This is a genomic window from Acinetobacter sp. TGL-Y2 (assembly GCF_001612555.1).
Lineage (GTDB): Bacteria > Pseudomonadota > Gammaproteobacteria > Pseudomonadales > Moraxellaceae > Acinetobacter.
In genome coordinates this window covers 2,847,262-2,863,906 of the sequence record NZ_CP015110.1, presented here as the reverse complement: position 1 = coordinate 2,863,906, position 16,645 = coordinate 2,847,262, and the positions used below count along the sequence as shown (strand labels likewise).

Here is a 16,645-nt window from a genome sequence, read left to right as displayed (position 1 = left end):
AACTGAACTAAAATTCTCAATCAGTCTATTGGAGTATGTGAAATGATTATTGTCTGTCCATCATGTAATGCGAAAAACCGTGTACCTGAAGATAAGCTAGATGGCCAACCGAGTTGTGGCCAGTGTCATCAGTCACTCATTCCACTCGCACCAATCGATTTAAATGAGCAGAATTTCAGTAACTTTGTCAGCAATAGTGATTTGCCCATTTTGGTCGATTTATGGGCTGAATGGTGTGGGCCGTGCAAAACGATGGCACCACACTTCGCTGAAGTTGCAAAAAATAATCCTCAGGTTGTGTTTGCAAAGATAGACACTGAAGCTAACCCAAGATTGAGCAGCGCTTTTAATGTTCGAAGTATTCCTACATTGGTGTTGATGAAAAAAACCACTGAAATTGCTAGAATAAGCGGCGCGCTTCGTGCAAACCAACTGCAAGAATGGTTGGATCAACAATTGAGTGCACATCAATAAATGCCAATATGTGGAGTGAATGTGTCAGATTCTCAAGTAAAACCTGAAGGTACTCTATCCCTTCAAACCATCGCAATGCCTGCAGATACTAACTGGAGTGGGGATGTTTTTGGTGGATGGATCGTCTCACAAATGGACTTGGCGGGCGCAATTCACGCGGAGCGCTATACTAAAGGGCGCTGTGCAACCATTTCAATTAATCAGATGACTTTCTTGGTTCCTGTGAAAGTCGGAGATGTGATTAGTTGTTATACCAAAATTATAAAATTGGGCAATACCTCCATCCAGATGCAAATCGAAGTATGGGACAGTCATGACAGTTCACGTCCTGCAAAACGGGTCACTGAAGGTGTATTTACCTTTGTTGCGGTCGATGTCAAAGGTGGTAAGCGTCAAATTCCAGAAGATGTAAAGCAAAAGTTTCTAGCCGTTGAGTCACTTGGCTAAATCCGAAACCTAAAAAATCCCAACTTGTTTGGGATTTTTTTAAATTTTAATGGATGATTGTAGTTAAAACATCGTATTGGTATTGGCAGATTGTTCAGGAATATCTTGAATCACATCCCAATGTTCAATAATTTTGCCTTGTTTCAATCGAAAAATATCCACGATCGCTACACCGCGATCTGTTTTATTTTGCTTTGAATGTACATGCAGTACCACTAGGTCATTCTCTGCCACCACACTTTTGATGATATTCTGCGCTTCAGGATTTTCTTTAAAATAGCCTGTGAAATAATCAACAAAGGGTGCTTTGCCATCCGGTACATGTGGGTTGTGCTGAATATATTGTGAACCAATATATTGATCAGCATAGGCTTGGACTTGATGCTTGATAAAGACGCCATTATAAAAATCGGTAACGATTTTTTTATTGTGTTCAGTCGTATTGTGTTTGGATAAAGTAGACAGTGGTGCATTTGGATGATTATCTATCGTAGAAGGATTCTTCGCATACGCATTCAATGCCAATGATGCCAACAGTAAAACAATGAGTCGTTTTTTCATGGTGAAAACCTGAGATCTAAGAATGATTCAGACATCATCGGTTAATTTACACTCATGGCAATAGTGTAGAAATGTGTGCTATTTTTTGTAATATGGTTAAATTAAAACTTACCTAAAGGTAAGTTTTAAAAGAATTTATTTACTTATTTTTTTAAGTGTGATTTAGAAATCCAAGCCCACAGCATTTCGCATTGGATCGGTTCTTCGCCTGTTTCATCGGTGACGCTGACCTGAACCAAGGTTTCACCTTTTTCGGACTCTCGCATTTGTTTTTGCTGTTGATCGGTCAGTGTGGCAACTGCCGTCATGGCACCCTTGGTCGGGCGCTTAAAATCGACATGTAAGCTTTTAATTAACATAATCGAGCTGTCAGGTACATTCATTCCAGTCACAAAGCCTGTTGCAGTTTCTGCAATCAATGCCATGGCACAGGCATGAATTTGCCCAATGTGGTTCTGCATCGCTTTGTGGTTTTCAATTTTCACCACCACTTTTGCATGCGTTACCTCTAAATAACGCAGCTTTGCAGAACCCACCATAGGAACGACACGGCCAAAAGCTTTGCTCCATAACGCACTGCGAATCCCTTGTGGAAACTTAGACGTTGCTTTTACAAGTTTAGATAAACGATTGCCTTGAGCCATAATCCATTCCTATGATTGTGTACAAAGAGAGTTAGTCTTTGAAGTTATTAAATTGTAGCGGAACACCAAACTGTTGTTCTTTTAAGAACGCCATGACTTGTTGTAATGTATCGCGTTTTTTGTCCGTGATACGAATTTTGTCGCCTTGAATAGAAGATTGCGCTTTGATGCCGCTTTCTTTAATGGCTTTATTAATTTTTTTTGCAGTATCAGAGTCAAGTCCATCTTTCAATTTGATGACTTGAATCACATTTTTACCGGAAGCGGTCATCTTTTGTGGATCAAGGGCTTGAATGTCGACTTTACGTTTAAAGAAATGATTTTCAAGCATGTTATACACTTGTTCACATTGGAAATCACTTTCAGTGCTGATTTTGATTTCTTTATTTTTTTCGCTAATTTCAATTTTTACGTCGTGTCCACGGAAATCGAAACGCGTTGCGATTTCTTTTTCAGTGTTTTGAACTGCATGATTAACTTCAAAAATCTCTAATTCTGAAACAATATCGAAAGAAGGCATAGTTTAGACCTTTACAAAGGGAAAGAATATCTGAGATGCTAGGGATGTTTTCTTCATTTGCCAAGTGTTGTTTACATCAAAGGAGTGCACAATGATCCGTAAACAGGAAATTACGACATTTGAGTTCCCAGAAAATGCAATTATCTGGGATGTTCGCGATTCAAAAGCCTATGCTGAAGGGCATGTTAAGGGGGCACAGCATCAGCCCATTGACAGCTTAACTGCAGAGAGCTTGACTCAAGTGGCCTCGGATCAGTCGATATACATATTATGTGGTGGTGGAAGTAAAGCTCCACGTGCAGCTGAAAAGTTAGAAGGCTTTGATAGTTCACGTGATTATGTTGTGCTGATGGGCGGAACACGTGCAGTTCGTGATGCAGGTGGAACACTCGAGCAGGGTGCTTAAGATAAAAAGCGCCGAAAGGCGCTTTTTTATGATTCCAAATGTTATATATGAAAATATTGAACATCGAAAACAGCACGATCCGTTAAGAAATAGTGGATTCGTTCGCTTTAAAGTAGGGTTTCTTGGCTTTAAGTTTTTTTTGAAAACGTCTTGGATTTAACTTCTCTCTTAAGCGCATTGGCACAGGGCAAGCCTCACCTAATACTTCAGCTACTAAAATTTCACTACATAAAGGCGCAAATAAAAAGCCTTTTGAACCTAAACCTGCAAAAGTATAAATTTCTGCATCATCCTGCATTTTCCCAAGTAACGGAAAATAATCCAAACTTTGTGCACGTACAGATGCACGGCCTTGCCACTGATCAATCTTAGGCAGTGTTTTAGCATAGCTTGGAAATACGCTACCCATGAGCGCCAGATTATGTTGATGGTCTGCCATAAGCACTTCATCGTCATCACGATTGGGGTAAAACGATGCGCCCAAAATCAATTCTTGTGGATTTAACTGCATGCAATAACCGCCATAACTATAGGCATGCTTTAAGTCGAGTGGGGCGGTTTGATTGTTCACCCAACTCACTTGTCCACGAATAGGCTTCAATACAGGAAAATCTGCAAAGAATGTTTGACTTGCTTTGGCACAGCACACCACCACATGATCAAAAGTACCCAAAGCGCTGTGTTGAAGATCCATTAGCGTTAAATGATTCGATTGATCTGTTTCAATGCAATCAACATGCGCTTGTTTAAACTCAATCAGTGGATGTTCAAGAATTTGATCTTTAAGCTGATGGGGATAAATTGAACCCGCTTGAGTCAGTGTCACACTTGGAAATGTGGTTTCGACTTCTAAAGCATCATTATTTTGAGCATGGAGTACATTTTCGGGATATTGCTCAACGAGAGCCAAAAGATCAGTCGCATTCTTAAGCGCAAGCTGATGAACGGCAATAGGCCGAAAAGCTCGAAATTTTGAATAATGATTTAAGGCGTGTTGCCAAGCCAAGGTCATTAGATGCTCAGCACTTTGTTCAATCGGACATAGTTTAGGATTGAGCAGTGCCAAAGGATTGCCCGATGCTCCAGCCAATGGCGAGGATTGATCGAAAATAGTCACTTGATGACCGCGCTGTGCAAAGGCATGGGCACAGCTTAAACCCGCAATTCCTGCGCCTATAATTGCAATATGACGCAGCTCATTCTTGGATTGAGCAGGTGAACTTCGCGTATCAGCTAAATCTGCATTTTCTTGATCATTTTTAGCTTCAAAAATACCTTTTAACATTTCCCGTTTGTGTAAAAAACCACGCGGCCGTGAGACTTGAATGCCTTGCTCTCGCAGACCACGTTTGAGTACACCTGCCACACTAAACGATGTAAAGGTTGTACCAACTTTGGATAAGCGAACAATATTTTTCAGCACCTGTTCTTGCCAGATATCTGGATTACAGGCAGGTGCAAAACCATCTAAAAACCAAGCATCCACGGCGCAGGTTTTTGGTATGATCGGAAAAATATCATGAGCATCGCCTAACCACAGGTCAATACTGAAACGATCCTCTGGAAATGCTAAACGATGACAGCCTGAAATTGGTAAAGGATATTGAAGGATTAGCTGATCCGCTAAGGCTTTTAGTTCAGGCCAAACCTGTAAGGCACGGATTAAATCAGTTTGACTTAAAGGGAATTTTTCAACTGTGGTTACATGCAAGCGACTGTGATTATTGGGGTGAATACGCTGCCAAAGTTGCCACAGTGCCAGAACATTGAGACCTGTTCCAAAACCAGTTTCACCAACATGAAAGTAGGCATAATCCTTTAATTCAGCGAGACGCGCTTCCAGATCATTGGCGTTGATAAACACATGACGTGTTTCAAGTAAACCATTGTCTTGGGAGAAGTAGATATCTCCGAATTGCTTGGCATAGGGAATTTCAATTCCATCAATGCATTTCCACTCGAGATCCGCATTTTCAATGGCTTGGAACACAGCGATAAACCTTTAAATGCATCGAGTCAGCGGATTACCACTGACGGCGACGTTTGGTGTAAATATAACTGGCAATCAGAAAACCGAGGAAAATTCCCACAGCAATCGTGGCTGCACCGTAGAGAAACATTTGTGCACTACGCTCACTTTGTAGAACTTGCACCTGTACGCCTAAATTGTCATTTTTAAGTTGCAGTTCTTGGTTTTGCGAAAGCGCCTCAAGATTGGCTTTCTCTAACTGTTGTAAGCGAGTTTCTTGATCCTTCACCAAGGCTTTAACTTTAGCATCAGCCGCGGCTTTTTGTTTGGCCAATTGCTCAGCGGTGAGTGGTTTGGCAATCGGGTTTGCTGTTGTTGCTGTAGCCGCCTGTGGGGAAGCAGGCGCTGTCGTAGCAGGGGCAACTGCCGGCGCAGCATTGCTTGGTGTTGGCGCAGTTTCCACCGCCCAAGTGCTTGGACAGAGCAGGATACTCAATAAGACTGAAGCGACCAGTAGAGGATGCTTATTTTTCATGAGGAAGCGCTTTATTAAAAGGTTTAACATCAATGTGCGCATAGATGCCTTCTTTTAAGAAAGGTTCTTCTGCGAGCCACGCATCTAACGCTTCACGACTATCAAAGTCTAAAATTAGCGTGCTGCCATAAAATCCTGATTGTAGATCATCGCGGTCCTTAGGCATTGCACCTGCCACGATCACACGACCTTCATCTGCCAGTTTTTCAAGGCGAGCCAAATGCTGAGGACGTACGGCAAGGCGTTTTTCAAGTGTACCTTCATGGTCGGTACAGGTAATCACAAATAATGGCATCGGACTCTCTATTTCTTCATCTGCATGTTCAGCGGAAAATTATTCTTCTGAAGTTTTGAAATATTTACGCAATATTACAAACTGAATAATGATAAATGAAAACATCACCAGCATGTCACCAAATGCAGTGAATTCACCCCAGTATTTTCCTTCCATAAAAATAAAGGCAAAGAAAATATGCAGAGATGCCATACCGACGAACATGACCGCCCATGCCAAGTTGAGTTTTTTCCAGCCTTGTTCGGTCAAATTCAGTATAGGGCCAAATAAACGTTTGATGAGGGGCTTGCGCTCTTTACCAAAATACGGGGACACCAAGAATGCCCCAGCAAAAACAAAGTTCAAAATGGCTGCTTTTAAGCGAATATAGAAATCATCGCTGAGCATGAGGGTGATACCACCGAAAATCACAGTCATGAACAGTACAATCCACTGCTGTTTGTCCAGATGGAATTTTTGACGCACAAATAATGCACCATAGACCACTAACATTGAAATGATTAAACCTGTAGTAGCCACAAGAATATTATTGTTATCAACACCACCTGTAGAACCAATCCATTGTAATAAAGGATGTTCAGCATCTTTAGGGTCTACAGTTTTATATAACCAAAAGAAAATTATGAGTGGCACAAAGTCTAAAAGTGCTTTCATGTTAAAGTATCTATTCTGTTCAGGTGAATGGGGTAGTATAAGAGATGCAAGGCGTAGATTTACACACACACAGTAATATTTCTGATGGAACTTATTCGCCAGAATTACTGGTACAGGCAGCCCTTGAAAAAGGCATTCATACACTTGCATTGACTGACCACGATAGCATGGATGGTTTGGTTTTAGCTGAAAAAGTTGCAAAAAATCAACCGATTCAAATTATTTCTGGGGTCGAAATTTCAAGCCAATGGTCACGTCCTTCGACCAACAAAAGTTATGGCGTACATATTGTGGCGCTGAACATGCAAAATTTGGCTTCGTTGAATCTGTTGCTAGAAGAACAAAAGCGAATTCGCGCTGAACGAGCGAAACACATTTGTGATTTGCTCACGCCACTGATCCATATCGATATTTATCCAGATGTGTTGTCGAAAGTAGATGGTGAACCCGATCGAATTACGCGTACCCATATTGCCAAAACTTTGGTTGAAAAGGGTATTGTGGCAAGACCTCAGCAAGCGTTTGATAAATATATCAAAGAAGGCAAAAAAGCCTATGTGAAGTTTGATGGTTTAGGCTTGGCTGAAACCATTGAGGTGATTCATCAGAGTCAAGGTTTCGCCGTACTGGCACATCCAACACGCTATGATTTGTCTGCCACCAATGTACGTTATCTGATTGAGCTATTTGCAGAATATGGCGGTGATGCGGTCGAATTACCGCCTGCAATTGAACCTGCATCGACCCGCCAAATGGTCGATCGCATGATTGAACAATGTAACTTAAAAGTTTCCGTCGGGAGTGACTTTCACGGAGATAATATGCCTTGGATTCGTTTGGGCAATATTCCACGGGTCAAAGACGGACAAGTGGGGATTTGGGAAAGCTTTAAATAAAAGTTTTAAATAATCGATTCCCTCTCCAGTGAGGAGAGAGATCGTTCAGCGTGTGTTCGCCTGTTAAAGCAGGTTATGGTCTTGCGCTTGAATCGGCGGAGGTGTGGGTTTACCCAAAGTTCCTAAAAGCTCAATTTCAATGGTTCGAACCATTGAATCAAGCGGCAAGTCATTGCTTTGTGTACCAAATGGCTCCTCGATTTCAGTGCTGAGTGCATCAAGCCCCAAAAACGTATAAGCCAATATACCCACCAATAATGGCGTGGCTAAACCCAAAACCGAACCCAAACTAAAGGGTAATAAAAAGCAGAAGAAATAAACGGTACGGTTCAGTAGCACTGAATAGGCAAAGGGTAAGGGTGTGGTCGCAATACGATCACAGCCGGTTTGCACCAAACTTAAGTCAGTAACGTGCTGATTCATCTGGGTATAAATGATGTCAGAAATTTCACCTTCTTTGAGGGCCAGCATCAGCTCCCATTGAATTAAGCTTAAAGTGTACTGCGGTGCATTGGCTTGTTGATACAGTTGGGTCAGTGCTTGCTGGCTCATGCCACTGGTTTTATGTAGTGCATCGGGACTTACAGTTTGATGGCGCAAACGATCACGTAGTACGTTGGCAAAGACAATCACATGTTGTATTACGCGCTCACGTCGACCTTGCGGTAAAATACGACAATCTCGGTCAAAGTGACGCGCATTAGCAATTAAACTTCCCCATAGTTTACGTGCCTCCCACCAGCGGTCATAACAGGCGGTATTTTTAAAACCAAGAAAAATAGACAATACCACCCCAATCAGCGTAAAACCGACCAATGGGATTTCTGGAAAACGGTACAAGTCAATATATTCAATGCCACCGACAATGGCGGAGATCAACATCACCAGACCCAGCGGAGGTAAAACTTTAGGAAGAATGGTGCCACGCCATGAAAATAATAATTTTAGCGTGTCGTTTTGGTCACGAACTATCATTAAATTGGATCTTTCATTTTTTCAACGATCTTCTCGACTTCGCTCTCGCTTGTCAATCTACTTTACGCTTTTAACTCTATATATTCACAATATTTAAAATAACCATACCGCATAGTTTAGCCAAGCTGCTGATGCTCTGCAAAAGAATAGGTTTGCTCAGTTGAAATAATCAGATGATCAATCAGTTTTATCTCTAAAAGTTCGCAAGCTGTTAAAATTTGCTGCGTCAATTTCAGATCCTCTAAAGAGGGTTTAGCAATGCTTTTTGGGTGATTATGTGCAATCACAATGGCGGTCGCTTGATGATGTAGCGCATGTCTGAGCAGTTGATTGACTGAAATATTGCAATAATTCATTGAGCCAAAGAATAATTTTTTAAAATTGATTTTGCGCAGTTGGGCATCTAGGCACAGCACCGCAAAAACTTCTTGTTGTTCACCCACCAGTTCATAACGTAAATAATCTCGAATCAGGTCAGATCGGCTCAGATCCATGTTTTGATTTAAATTGTGTTTTAGATAACGCCGTCCTAGTTCTTTTACGGCCATGAGCTGTGAATATTTGGTCTGTGCAATGCCATGAAATTGGCTGATCTCATCGAGTGACGCATCAAAAATGGCATTTAAACTGCCAAAGTGTTGAATCAAGATCCGTGCAAGTTCAACAGCAGAATGTTGCTTGGAGCCTGAACGTAAAAAGATAGCCAACAGCTCTGCATCAGACAAGCTATGTGCGCCTTGTTGTAATAAGCGTTCTCTTGGTCGCTCATGTTCTGGCCATTGTTTAATGGATGGTTTAATGGATGGTTTAATGGATGGTTTGATAGATTGATTCATTATTATTCTCGGTTGCCCGTAATTCGGGCATTTAAGTTATTTTATTTTTCATTTTTTGCTGCTTGGGTCGCCGAATATTTAATGCTATTGTGAGCCCGACTGCAATAGAAAGGTGGCTTGATCGTGAGTTTCGATCTTAGTGTATTTTCCAATAAAAATATTATTCTTGCTGTGACAGGGGGGATTGCTGCGTATAAAAGTGCAATTCTAGTACGCCGTTTAAAGGATTTCGGCTTTAATGTGCGCGTGGTCATGACCCATGGTGCGCAAGCCTTTATTACCCCATTAACCTTTCAAGCACTGTCTGGAAATCCTGTGCATACTGCGCTTTTAGACACTGAAGCTGAAGCAGGCATGGGACATATTGAATTGGCACGTTGGGCTGATTTGGTCTTGGTTGCACCTGCAAGTTGCGATACGCTTGCCAAATTTGCAGCAGGTCTGGCAGATGATTTACTCAGCACCTTGTATTTGGCCACCAAAGCACCTGTGTGGGTTGCGCCTGCCATGAACCAACAAATGTGGGCGGCAAAAGCAACGCAGCGGAATTTAAATACTTTGGTTGAAGATGGTGTGCACGTGATTATGCCAGAAGCAGGTTCACAAGCCTGTGGTGACGTCGGTCTCGGGCGTATGCCTGAACCAGAAGATTTGGCTGAACAGGTACGCGAATACTTCCATAAAGCGCAGCGTGCCATTGCAGAAAAATTTGGTCTGTTGGCTGGAAAGCGCGTGACCATTACCGCAGGCCCAACACGTGAAGCGATTGATCCTGTACGTTATATTTCTAATCACAGCACTGGGAAAATGGGCTTTGCCATTGCGGCAGCCTGTTACTCGGCAGGAGCGAAAGTGACGCTCATTTCAGGTCCTGTGACTTTAGATACCCCAAATGGTGTGCGCCGTAAAAATGTATCGTCTGCCATTCAAATGCTTGATCTGAGTATGCAACAGCTACAAGAGGGTTGTGATGTATTTATTGCGACTGCCGCAGTGGCTGATTATCGTGTTGCAGAAGTGGCAGAACATAAGATTAAAAAAGCAGGCGATGAGCTTGCAGTCTCTTTGGTGAAAAACCCAGATATTGTGGCAACGATTGCTCAACAAGAAAAGCGCCCATTTATGGTGGGTTTTGCTGCTGAAACACGTAATGTCGAAGAGTATGCCGCAGCAAAATTGGTTAATAAAAAGCTTGATATGATTGCATGCAATGATGTATCACGTGCAGATATTGGATTTGCTTCGGATGAAAATGCGATGATTGTATTTTTTGCGGATCAATATGACATGGAAAAACGTGATTTAGAAAAAGCATCGAAACAGGAAATTGCACAGCAATTGGTAGAGGCGATTCATGATGCGATCACACAGCAGATTAAACCTGTTTGATCAACACAGCCAATAAAAAAGACCGTATCAGCGGTCTTTTTTATTGAGATTTATTAATAATTTCATTTTTCATTATTTGATCGTTCTGTTCTATCGTTAAAAATTCTGATTATTGAAATGATGCCTCCAATCAATAGACTCAAAATGCATCCCCAAAAAATCACATTATAATCTACAAGGTGAAGCATGGGATTGCTCATACTGAACGGGAAGAATGGATACATATCATGATGCATAAACGCATCCAATAAAACATGACTTAAGCTTCCAAAAACTGCACTTGAAATGGCAACCTTCCATGTGATTTTCCAATTTTTATAACTCAATTTTTTTAAAACAAATTGGCTACTTGGACGCCCGAATAGAGCGGCAATTGCTGCAATCAGTACTGCACCTAAAAGGTTGTGCGTGTAGAGGTGTAATGTATTCCACTTTAAAATAAGTCGCAACAATGGTTCGATATCCATCAGAACTTGAGTGCCTGCGAATACCATCAAACTAAATCGCTGAGTTTGAACTGCTTTTAAACTGGCTCCAATTCCTAGATGTAATGGCGTAAAAGGCATGTTTTTACTTTTTTGAGATTTTAATCTGTATATATGAAAGCATAAAGAGTAAAGCGTAAATCCGATATAGGCATTCATCATAAAATAAGAGATAAAAAAACCACAGTCTCGACTGTGGTTTTTTTGCAAGGCACAAAGCTTAAGCTTGACCTTCACCATCAGCGCCTTGAACGCGCTGCAAATTTGCTTCAAATTCCGCATCAAAATTGATTGGGGTAAGAAGCAATTGAGGGAAGCTACCTTTAGTCACAAGATCATTTACTGCTTCACGAAGGAAAGGGAACAAAATGTTCGGGCAGTAAGCGCCAAGAATATAAGGAAGACGTTCTTCTTCAACGCCATCGATCAGAAAAATACCTGATTGAGTCACATCAACGATGAACGCAGTCTCGCCCACATTCGTCGCTTGAACAACCACTTTTAAAGACACTTCAAAATGTGTTGCATCAACTTTTTCTGCAGCAGAAGATAAGTTAATGTTTAACTCAGGTTGCCATTCTTTGGTAAAAACACTTGCCCCAGGTACTTCAAAAGATAAATCTTTGGTGTAAATACGCTCTAAAGCAAGTTGCGGTTGAGCTTGTTGTTCTTCACTCATTCTTTATTCCTTCAATTTTAAAAGTGATTTATGCCAATAATTCGTCTAGTTTACCTTCACGCTCTAAAGCATAAAGCTGGTCGAAACCACCGATGAATTGATCTTTAATAAAAATTTGTGGCACAGTACGATGGTTGGTCTTTTGCATGAGTTCAAGACGAACTTCTGATGCTTCTTTGGATAAATTTACTTCTTTATATTCAATGCCTTTACGTTCAAGAAGTTGCTTTGCACGAACGCAATATGGACACATATTTGTAGAATAAATAGTCACTTGAGCAGTCATATTAAATTCCTTAAGCTTTCTTGGCTTTAACCAATGGCAGGCCTTGTGCTTTCCAGTTACTAATTCCGCCATCTAAGCGGTAACTGTCAGCATGACCCACTTGTTGAAGTGCAGTACCCGCAACTTGACCTAAGTTACAAATGAAGACCAAAGGACGGTCTGCAGTTTTTAATTCTTCAATATGGCTTGAAATTTGGCTATAGGGAATGTTGCGGCTACCGCTGACATGACCTTCACGGAAGTCTTTGGCATCACGTAAATCAATCAACATCGCATTTTTAGCTTTCACTAAAATGCCCAGCGATTGTGGTGAAATTTTACGACCATTACGTTGGCCTTCGAATACGAAGAACAAAACAATTAAGCCCGCTAAAATTGCAAACAAAAAGGGGTGATTCCCCATAAATTCGAACAAACGTTCCACAAATCACCTAATTACAAATTAAAAACTGCGCTGAGTATAGCGTATATATATGGTGATCAAAATCACTGCTTCAAGGCTTCCAACAAAGAAAACTAATTTTTTTGTTGCGCCTCAGTAATTTCATCGACCAAGCGTAAATAACTGTCCAAGCGTCGAGCTAAAACCTCGTTCGCTTCAACGGCCTGTTTAATCGCACATTGCTTTTCATGCGTATGCGTACAGTTGCGGTATTGGCAATGTCCAATTAAAGCTGAAATTTCAGGGAAACCGTGGTCAATTTTATGGTGATCTAAATGCCACAAACCAAATTCACGAATTCCGGGTGAGTCAATTAAAGCGCCATTTTCACCGAAACGAATGAGACGTGTTGACGTCGTGGTGTGTTGACCTAGAGCTGAGTTTTCAGAAATGATATTGGTCTTCTGCGCAGCATCTGGAACGATGGCATTAATCATGGTGCTTTTACCCACCCCTGACTGACCCACAAAAGCGACGGTTTCATTATCTAGACGTTGTTTTAACTCAGCAAAATCACTGTCAGCTTGGGTGAGCATACACTCATACCCCAAAGCTCTGTATTCTTCGAGCAGTTTCAGTCTCGGATCATCATTTTCCAGCAACAAGTCGCACTTGTTTAACACCAACAGAGCCGGGATATCTGCATCCGCACATGCCACCAAATAGCGGTCAATCAGCGTTGGCGCGGGTTCAGGTAAGGGTGCAATCACAATCACGATTAAACTGATATTGGCGGCAACAGGCTTCACTTTATGATAACGATCAGGCCGGGTCAGCAGTGAACGACGAGGCTGAATCGCGGTAATAATACCTAAACCGGTATTGGGGTCGGCTTGCCATTTAACCCGGTCACCAGTCACCAAAAGCTCTAAATTGGTCCGCGTGTGACAACGCCAGACACTGCCCAGTTCAATCGATTTCCAGAACGGATCGGGTTCACCGGCTTTGACTTCAGGCTGTAGCGGATGCTCTTCTGGAACTGAAAGTGCTTGTACTTCGAGTTGGCGTCCATAATGTTGTACGACAAGACCTTCTAAATCATCAGACGTATCTAAGTCTTCTTGACGTGTCTTATGTTGCTTCTGAATGCGGCGTTGCTGCTGTTCAGTCAAGCGACGTTTACGAATTAAAGCCATTCATAACCTGATAAAACCATGAAATTGAGATGGCAAAAATAGCATGATGAGCCATGGAATTACAGCCAAGATCTGTTTAATTTGCTAGTATTCATCTTTATTTAATTCCATAAGATTGTACTTTATGAGCAGCACGCCTGATACACGCTTAATTTGGATCGACCTTGAGATGACAGGTTTAGACACAGACAATGACAAAATCATCGAAATTGCGACGATTGTCACTGACGACAACTTAAATATTCTTGCTGAAGGTCCAGTGCTTGCCATTCACCAATCGAACATTACTTTAAATGCGATGGATGAGTGGAATACCAAACAACACGGTCAGTCGGGCCTCATTGAACGTGTTCGTCGTAGTAAATTGACAGCGCAAGATGCTGAGCAACAAACTATTGATTTCTTAAAGAAATGGGTTGATCCGAAAACATCACCAATGTGTGGAAACTCGATTTGCCAAGATCGTCGCTTTATGCACCGTTTAATGCCTGAGTTGGAACAGTATTTCCACTATCGCAACTTAGATGTATCCTCTGTAAAAGAGCTTGCAAAACGCTGGCGTCCAGAAATCATGAGTGGTTTAAAGAAAAATGCATCGCACTTGGCGATGGATGATATTCGTGACTCAATCGCAGAATTGAAATACTATCGCCAATATTTCTTTATCATGAATTCATAAGTTTAAATGTGTTTACGCCACACGATAAACACGGTTAAAAATTGAATTGAAAGTTAAATAGCGAAACAGTAGTGTTCTTTCATGAATCCGTTTGTTTGATCCTATAGGGGAGAATAAACAGGCCGTATCAACAAGGAAAGAATGCTCATGTTGCTCTATGTGTCAAAAATAAGGAGACTCTCGGGTCTCTTTTTTGATTTTGCCCAACTTCAGTTATAATGATTGAGCACAATATTTTTTTAAATCCAATTTACAAAAACAACTGGGGTATGGCTTCAATTCATGATGAAGTAGATCCAATCTTCCTCAGTGCCAGTTTTCCTCTATAAATGATAAAAAAGAGATCAATATGCAAAGTAATAACCCCATTTTAACCCGAGTTGAAACCTATAGTGACTTGAGCCAACCGATGACGGTTCAGGGTGCCATTCAAAAATCTATTTTACTCACCTTGATTGCGGCGGCCGTCGGTCTATCGTTATTTGTGTATTGCCTACTCAGCATGAACGTGTCGCTGGCTTATGGCGCAGCATTGGTCGGGGCAATTGGTGGTTTTGTTTTGGCTTTAGTGACCACCTTTAAGCCGAATACTGCACGTACGCTTGCTATTCCTTATGCATTATTCGAAGGTGCATTTTTGGGTGGTATTTCCATGATTTTTCAAATGAAATACCCAGGCGTTCCAGTCAAAGCATTGCTTGCCACTTTTATTACCACCTTGGTGATGTTCGGTCTGTACCGCGCGGGCATTATCCGTGCCACTGAAAAATTTAAATCGGTCATTATCTCAGCATCGATTGCCATTGGATTGGTGTTTATTGTTCAGTTCATCATGAGCCTAGCATTTAGTTCAAGCATTCCTTATGTGTTTGAAAATAACTGGTTGGGTATTGGGTTTGCAGCTTTTGTTGCGATTATTGCGTCACTCAGCTTAATTTTAGACTTCGACTTGATTGAATCTGCAGCAGCTCAGCAAGCGCCTAAAGCCATGGAATGGTTGTGTGGTATTGCATTACTGGCAACATTGGTCTGGATGTATTTTTCATTCTTACGGTTGCTGGGCTTTTTAGGCAGTGATGACTAATTTTTAGCTATGTTTTATTTATAGGCTAGCTTAAGTTATTGTATTATTTTAAAGCATTTATAAAAGACCAAGTGATTGATCATTTGGTCTTTTTTACTTTTTTGAGTTAAATTAAAAGAGTATTTGAATGTAGCCCACAAGACAGCATTTAACAAATTTTTGAAAATAGGCGCATTATGCAATTTCAGAATTGCTTTAGACTTGGCATGATGCATGAAAATTATTTTTGAGTGAGAGTCACATGGCACAAGGATTATTGGCGGGTAAGCGTTTTCTCATCGCAGGTATTGCAAGCAAGCTATCGATTGCTTTTGGTATTGCACAAGCTTTACATCGCGAAGGTGCGGAACTTGCTTTTACTTATCCAAATGAAAAATTAAAAAAACGTGTAGATGACTTTGCTGAACAGTTTGGTTCAAAACTGGTTTTTCCATGCGATGTTGCTGTGGATGCTGATATTGAGCAAGCGTTTACAGAACTTGCAAAACATTGGGACGGCTTAGATGGTGTGGTGCATTCTATTGGTTTTGCGCCAGCGCATACCTTAGATGGTGATTTTACCGATGTAACGGATCGTGATGGTTTTAAAGTGGCACATGACATCAGTGCCTATAGCTTTATTGCGATGGCTCGTGCTGCAAAGCCACTGCTTCAAGTGCGTCAAGGTTGTTTACTCACTTTGACTTATCAAGGTTCAGAGCGCGTCATGCCGAACTACAACGTGATGGGTATGGCAAAAGCCTCTTTAGAAGCAGGTGTACGTTACTTGGCATCAAGTTTGGGTCAGGACGGCATTCGTGTAAATGCAATTTCGGCAGGTCCAATCCGCACGCTTGCAGCATCTGGCATTAAATCTTTCCGCAAAATGCTTGACGTCAATGAAAAAATTTCACCCTTAAAACGTAATGTGACCATTGAAGATGTGGGTAATGCGGCATTATTCCTCTGTTCTCCATGGGCGAATGGCATTACGGGTGAAATCATGTATGTTGATGCGGGTTTTAATACCGTAGGTATGAGTGCTGAGTTAATGCTCGAAGATTAAAGTTAAAGATTAAGGTTCAAAAGTGATGTTTTAAAGATTAATATTTGAAAACTCATGTTTAAAATCAGGATTTAAAAATGAATCTTTGAACGTTAGTACTTGGCCTTTAAGTATTTGATTTGAATAAAAAGTCGGCTAAATATTGTCGACTTTTTTACATTTTAAAACAATTTAAGTGATTTAAAACCTATTTTTTAAGTCATTTTTT

General features: G+C 41.2%; 22 protein-coding genes. 8 read left to right on the top strand and 14 right to left on the bottom strand.

What is annotated here, in order from left to right:
* Positions 1 to 42: 42 nt before the first annotated feature.
* Together trxC and AMD27_RS13680 are read left to right on the top strand one after the other, a co-directional pair.
* Entirely contained in the window at positions 43 to 474 is a 432-nt protein-coding gene (gene trxC, locus AMD27_RS13685; protein ID WP_067661522.1) for a thioredoxin TrxC, read from the top strand.
* 75 nt (positions 475 to 549) lie between these two features.
* Positions 550 to 921: an acyl-CoA thioesterase gene (locus AMD27_RS13680; protein ID WP_416202820.1), complete on the top strand. Its 372-nt coding sequence runs from the start codon at positions 550 to 552 to the stop codon at positions 919 to 921.
* A 63-nt stretch (positions 922 to 984) separates the two neighbouring features.
* Here the strand turns inward: AMD27_RS13680 and AMD27_RS13675 are convergent, their stop codons facing one another.
* The 3 genes from AMD27_RS13675 to AMD27_RS13665 all read right to left on the bottom strand — a co-directional run bounded on the left by AMD27_RS13675 (position 985) and on the right by AMD27_RS13665 (position 2,646).
* Positions 985 to 1,482: an ester cyclase gene (locus AMD27_RS13675; RefSeq protein WP_067661521.1), complete on the bottom strand. Its 498-nt coding sequence runs from the start codon at positions 1,480 to 1,482 to the stop codon at positions 985 to 987.
* Positions 1,483 to 1,625: 143 nt separating this feature from the next.
* A complete protein-coding gene (locus tag AMD27_RS13670; RefSeq protein WP_067661519.1) occupies positions 1,626 to 2,126 on the bottom strand; it encodes a DUF4442 domain-containing protein in 501 nt (166 codons plus the stop codon).
* 31 nt (positions 2,127 to 2,157) lie between these two features.
* The gene (locus tag AMD27_RS13665; RefSeq protein WP_067661517.1) at positions 2,158 to 2,646 is read right to left on the bottom strand and encodes a YajQ family cyclic di-GMP-binding protein; all 489 of its coding nucleotides are present in this window, start codon (positions 2,644 to 2,646) and stop codon (positions 2,158 to 2,160) included.
* Positions 2,647 to 2,737: 91 nt separating this feature from the next.
* Here AMD27_RS13665 and AMD27_RS13660 point away from each other — a divergent pair, with 91 nt between their 5' ends.
* On the top strand, positions 2,738 to 3,052 hold the full coding sequence (locus tag AMD27_RS13660; protein WP_067661515.1) for a rhodanese-like domain-containing protein: 315 nt from the start codon (positions 2,738 to 2,740) through the stop codon (positions 3,050 to 3,052).
* An 82-nt stretch (positions 3,053 to 3,134) separates the two neighbouring features.
* Here the strand turns inward: AMD27_RS13660 and mnmC are convergent, their stop codons facing one another.
* Genes mnmC through AMD27_RS13640 form a run of 4 tightly spaced genes read right to left on the bottom strand, consistent with a single transcriptional unit; the run spans position 3,135 to position 6,505 of the window.
* Entirely contained in the window at positions 3,135 to 5,042 is a 1,908-nt protein-coding gene (gene mnmC / locus AMD27_RS13655) for an FAD-dependent 5-carboxymethylaminomethyl-2-thiouridine(34) oxidoreductase MnmC (RefSeq protein WP_067661513.1), read from the bottom strand.
* A 34-nt stretch (positions 5,043 to 5,076) separates the two neighbouring features.
* The gene (locus AMD27_RS13650) at positions 5,077 to 5,556 is read right to left on the bottom strand and encodes a hypothetical protein (protein ID WP_067661511.1); all 480 of its coding nucleotides are present in this window, start codon (positions 5,554 to 5,556) and stop codon (positions 5,077 to 5,079) included.
* Entirely contained in the window at positions 5,546 to 5,851 is a 306-nt protein-coding gene (locus tag AMD27_RS13645; protein ID WP_067661509.1) for a YciI family protein, read from the bottom strand. Before AMD27_RS13645 ends, AMD27_RS13650 begins: the two co-directional genes overlap by 11 nt.
* A gap of 39 nt (positions 5,852 to 5,890) precedes the next feature.
* The gene (locus AMD27_RS13640) at positions 5,891 to 6,505 is read right to left on the bottom strand and encodes an inner membrane-spanning protein YciB (RefSeq protein WP_067661507.1); all 615 of its coding nucleotides are present in this window, start codon (positions 6,503 to 6,505) and stop codon (positions 5,891 to 5,893) included.
* 44 nt (positions 6,506 to 6,549) lie between these two features.
* Between AMD27_RS13640 and AMD27_RS13635 the strand changes: the two genes are divergently transcribed.
* Complete coding sequence (locus tag AMD27_RS13635) at positions 6,550 to 7,401, top strand: PHP domain-containing protein (protein WP_067661505.1); 852 nt, start codon at positions 6,550 to 6,552, stop codon at positions 7,399 to 7,401.
* Between the two features lie 63 nt (positions 7,402 to 7,464).
* Here AMD27_RS13635 and AMD27_RS13630 read toward each other — a convergent pair whose 3' ends face one another.
* The gene (locus AMD27_RS13630) at positions 7,465 to 8,376 is read right to left on the bottom strand and encodes a bestrophin family protein (RefSeq protein WP_067661503.1); all 912 of its coding nucleotides are present in this window, start codon (positions 8,374 to 8,376) and stop codon (positions 7,465 to 7,467) included.
* 116 nt (positions 8,377 to 8,492) lie between these two features.
* Entirely contained in the window at positions 8,493 to 9,188 is a 696-nt protein-coding gene (gene radC / locus AMD27_RS13625; protein WP_171254861.1) for a RadC family protein, read from the bottom strand.
* A gap of 147 nt (positions 9,189 to 9,335) precedes the next feature.
* On the opposite strand from radC, the gene coaBC reads away from it, so the two are divergent.
* Positions 9,336 to 10,601 carry a bifunctional phosphopantothenoylcysteine decarboxylase/phosphopantothenate--cysteine ligase CoaBC gene (coaBC, locus tag AMD27_RS13620; RefSeq protein ID WP_067661499.1) on the top strand — a complete coding sequence of 422 codons (1,266 nt, stop codon included), beginning with the start codon at positions 9,336 to 9,338 and terminating at the stop codon, positions 10,599 to 10,601.
* A gap of 62 nt (positions 10,602 to 10,663) precedes the next feature.
* On the opposite strand, the gene AMD27_RS13615 is transcribed toward coaBC, so the two are convergent.
* The 5 genes from AMD27_RS13615 to rsgA form a co-directional block, all read right to left on the bottom strand.
* Positions 10,664 to 11,323 (bottom strand): DUF4184 family protein, encoded by a 660-nt coding sequence (locus AMD27_RS13615; protein WP_322843234.1) that lies wholly within the window; start codon positions 11,321 to 11,323, stop codon positions 10,664 to 10,666.
* Positions 11,307 to 11,765, bottom strand: a complete 459-nt coding sequence (secB, locus tag AMD27_RS13610) for a protein-export chaperone SecB (RefSeq protein ID WP_067661497.1) — start codon at positions 11,763 to 11,765, stop codon at positions 11,307 to 11,309. The genes AMD27_RS13615 and secB overlap by 17 nt, the downstream gene beginning before the upstream one ends.
* 28 nt (positions 11,766 to 11,793) lie before the next feature.
* Entirely contained in the window at positions 11,794 to 12,051 is a 258-nt protein-coding gene (gene grxC / locus AMD27_RS13605; RefSeq protein WP_067661495.1) for a glutaredoxin 3, read from the bottom strand.
* A gap of 10 nt (positions 12,052 to 12,061) precedes the next feature.
* Positions 12,062 to 12,475 carry a rhodanese-like domain-containing protein gene (locus tag AMD27_RS13600; protein ID WP_067661493.1) on the bottom strand — a complete coding sequence of 138 codons (414 nt, stop codon included), beginning with the start codon at positions 12,473 to 12,475 and terminating at the stop codon, positions 12,062 to 12,064.
* Positions 12,476 to 12,567: 92 nt separating this feature from the next.
* Entirely contained in the window at positions 12,568 to 13,629 is a 1,062-nt protein-coding gene (rsgA, locus tag AMD27_RS13595) for a ribosome small subunit-dependent GTPase A (protein WP_067661491.1), read from the bottom strand.
* Between the two features lie 124 nt (positions 13,630 to 13,753).
* Between rsgA and orn the strand changes: the two genes are divergently transcribed.
* The 3 genes from orn (at position 13,754) to AMD27_RS13575 (ending at position 16,437) form a co-directional block, all read left to right on the top strand.
* Positions 13,754 to 14,308 carry an oligoribonuclease gene (gene orn / locus AMD27_RS13590; protein WP_067661488.1) on the top strand — a complete coding sequence of 185 codons (555 nt, stop codon included), beginning with the start codon at positions 13,754 to 13,756 and terminating at the stop codon, positions 14,306 to 14,308.
* A 349-nt stretch (positions 14,309 to 14,657) separates the two neighbouring features.
* Positions 14,658 to 15,392, top strand: coding sequence for a Bax inhibitor-1/YccA family membrane protein (locus AMD27_RS13585; protein WP_067661486.1), 735 nt, complete (start codon positions 14,658 to 14,660; stop codon positions 15,390 to 15,392).
* 241 nt (positions 15,393 to 15,633) lie between these two features.
* A complete protein-coding gene (locus tag AMD27_RS13575) occupies positions 15,634 to 16,437 on the top strand; it encodes an enoyl-ACP reductase FabI (protein ID WP_067661482.1) in 804 nt (267 codons plus the stop codon).
* The last annotated feature ends 208 nt before the right edge of the window (positions 16,438 to 16,645 follow it).

What these genes read in the sequence shown, in the direction of transcription:
- trxC (WP_067661522.1), top strand. Translation starts at nt 43, where the DNA reads ATGATTATTGTCTGTCCATCATGTAATGCGAAAAACCGTGTACCTGAA.
- AMD27_RS13680 (WP_416202820.1), top strand. Translation starts at nt 550, where the DNA reads ATGCCTGCAGATACTAACTGGAGTGGGGATGTTTTTGGTGGATGGATC.
- AMD27_RS13675 (WP_067661521.1), bottom strand. Translation starts at nt 1,482, where the DNA reads ATGAAAAAACGACTCATTGTTTTACTGTTGGCATCATTGGCATTGAAT.
- AMD27_RS13670 (WP_067661519.1), bottom strand. Translation starts at nt 2,126, where the DNA reads ATGGCTCAAGGCAATCGTTTATCTAAACTTGTAAAAGCAACGTCTAAG.
- AMD27_RS13665 (WP_067661517.1), bottom strand. Translation starts at nt 2,646, where the DNA reads ATGCCTTCTTTCGATATTGTTTCAGAATTAGAGATTTTTGAAGTTAAT.
- AMD27_RS13660 (WP_067661515.1), top strand. Translation starts at nt 2,738, where the DNA reads ATGATCCGTAAACAGGAAATTACGACATTTGAGTTCCCAGAAAATGCA.
- AMD27_RS13650 (WP_067661511.1), bottom strand. Translation starts at nt 5,556, where the DNA reads ATGAAAAATAAGCATCCTCTACTGGTCGCTTCAGTCTTATTGAGTATC.
- AMD27_RS13645 (WP_067661509.1), bottom strand. Translation starts at nt 5,851, where the DNA reads ATGCCATTATTTGTGATTACCTGTACCGACCATGAAGGTACACTTGAA.
- AMD27_RS13640 (WP_067661507.1), bottom strand. Translation starts at nt 6,505, where the DNA reads ATGAAAGCACTTTTAGACTTTGTGCCACTCATAATTTTCTTTTGGTTA.
- AMD27_RS13635 (WP_067661505.1), top strand. Translation starts at nt 6,550, where the DNA reads ATGCAAGGCGTAGATTTACACACACACAGTAATATTTCTGATGGAACT.
- AMD27_RS13630 (WP_067661503.1), bottom strand. Translation starts at nt 8,376, where the DNA reads ATGATAGTTCGTGACCAAAACGACACGCTAAAATTATTATTTTCATGG.
- secB (WP_067661497.1), bottom strand. Translation starts at nt 11,765, where the DNA reads ATGAGTGAAGAACAACAAGCTCAACCGCAACTTGCTTTAGAGCGTATT.
- grxC (WP_067661495.1), bottom strand. Translation starts at nt 12,051, where the DNA reads ATGACTGCTCAAGTGACTATTTATTCTACAAATATGTGTCCATATTGC.
- rsgA (WP_067661491.1), bottom strand. Translation starts at nt 13,629, where the DNA reads ATGGCTTTAATTCGTAAACGTCGCTTGACTGAACAGCAGCAACGCCGC.
- orn (WP_067661488.1), top strand. Translation starts at nt 13,754, where the DNA reads ATGAGCAGCACGCCTGATACACGCTTAATTTGGATCGACCTTGAGATG.
- AMD27_RS13585 (WP_067661486.1), top strand. Translation starts at nt 14,658, where the DNA reads ATGCAAAGTAATAACCCCATTTTAACCCGAGTTGAAACCTATAGTGAC.
- AMD27_RS13575 (WP_067661482.1), top strand. Translation starts at nt 15,634, where the DNA reads ATGGCACAAGGATTATTGGCGGGTAAGCGTTTTCTCATCGCAGGTATT.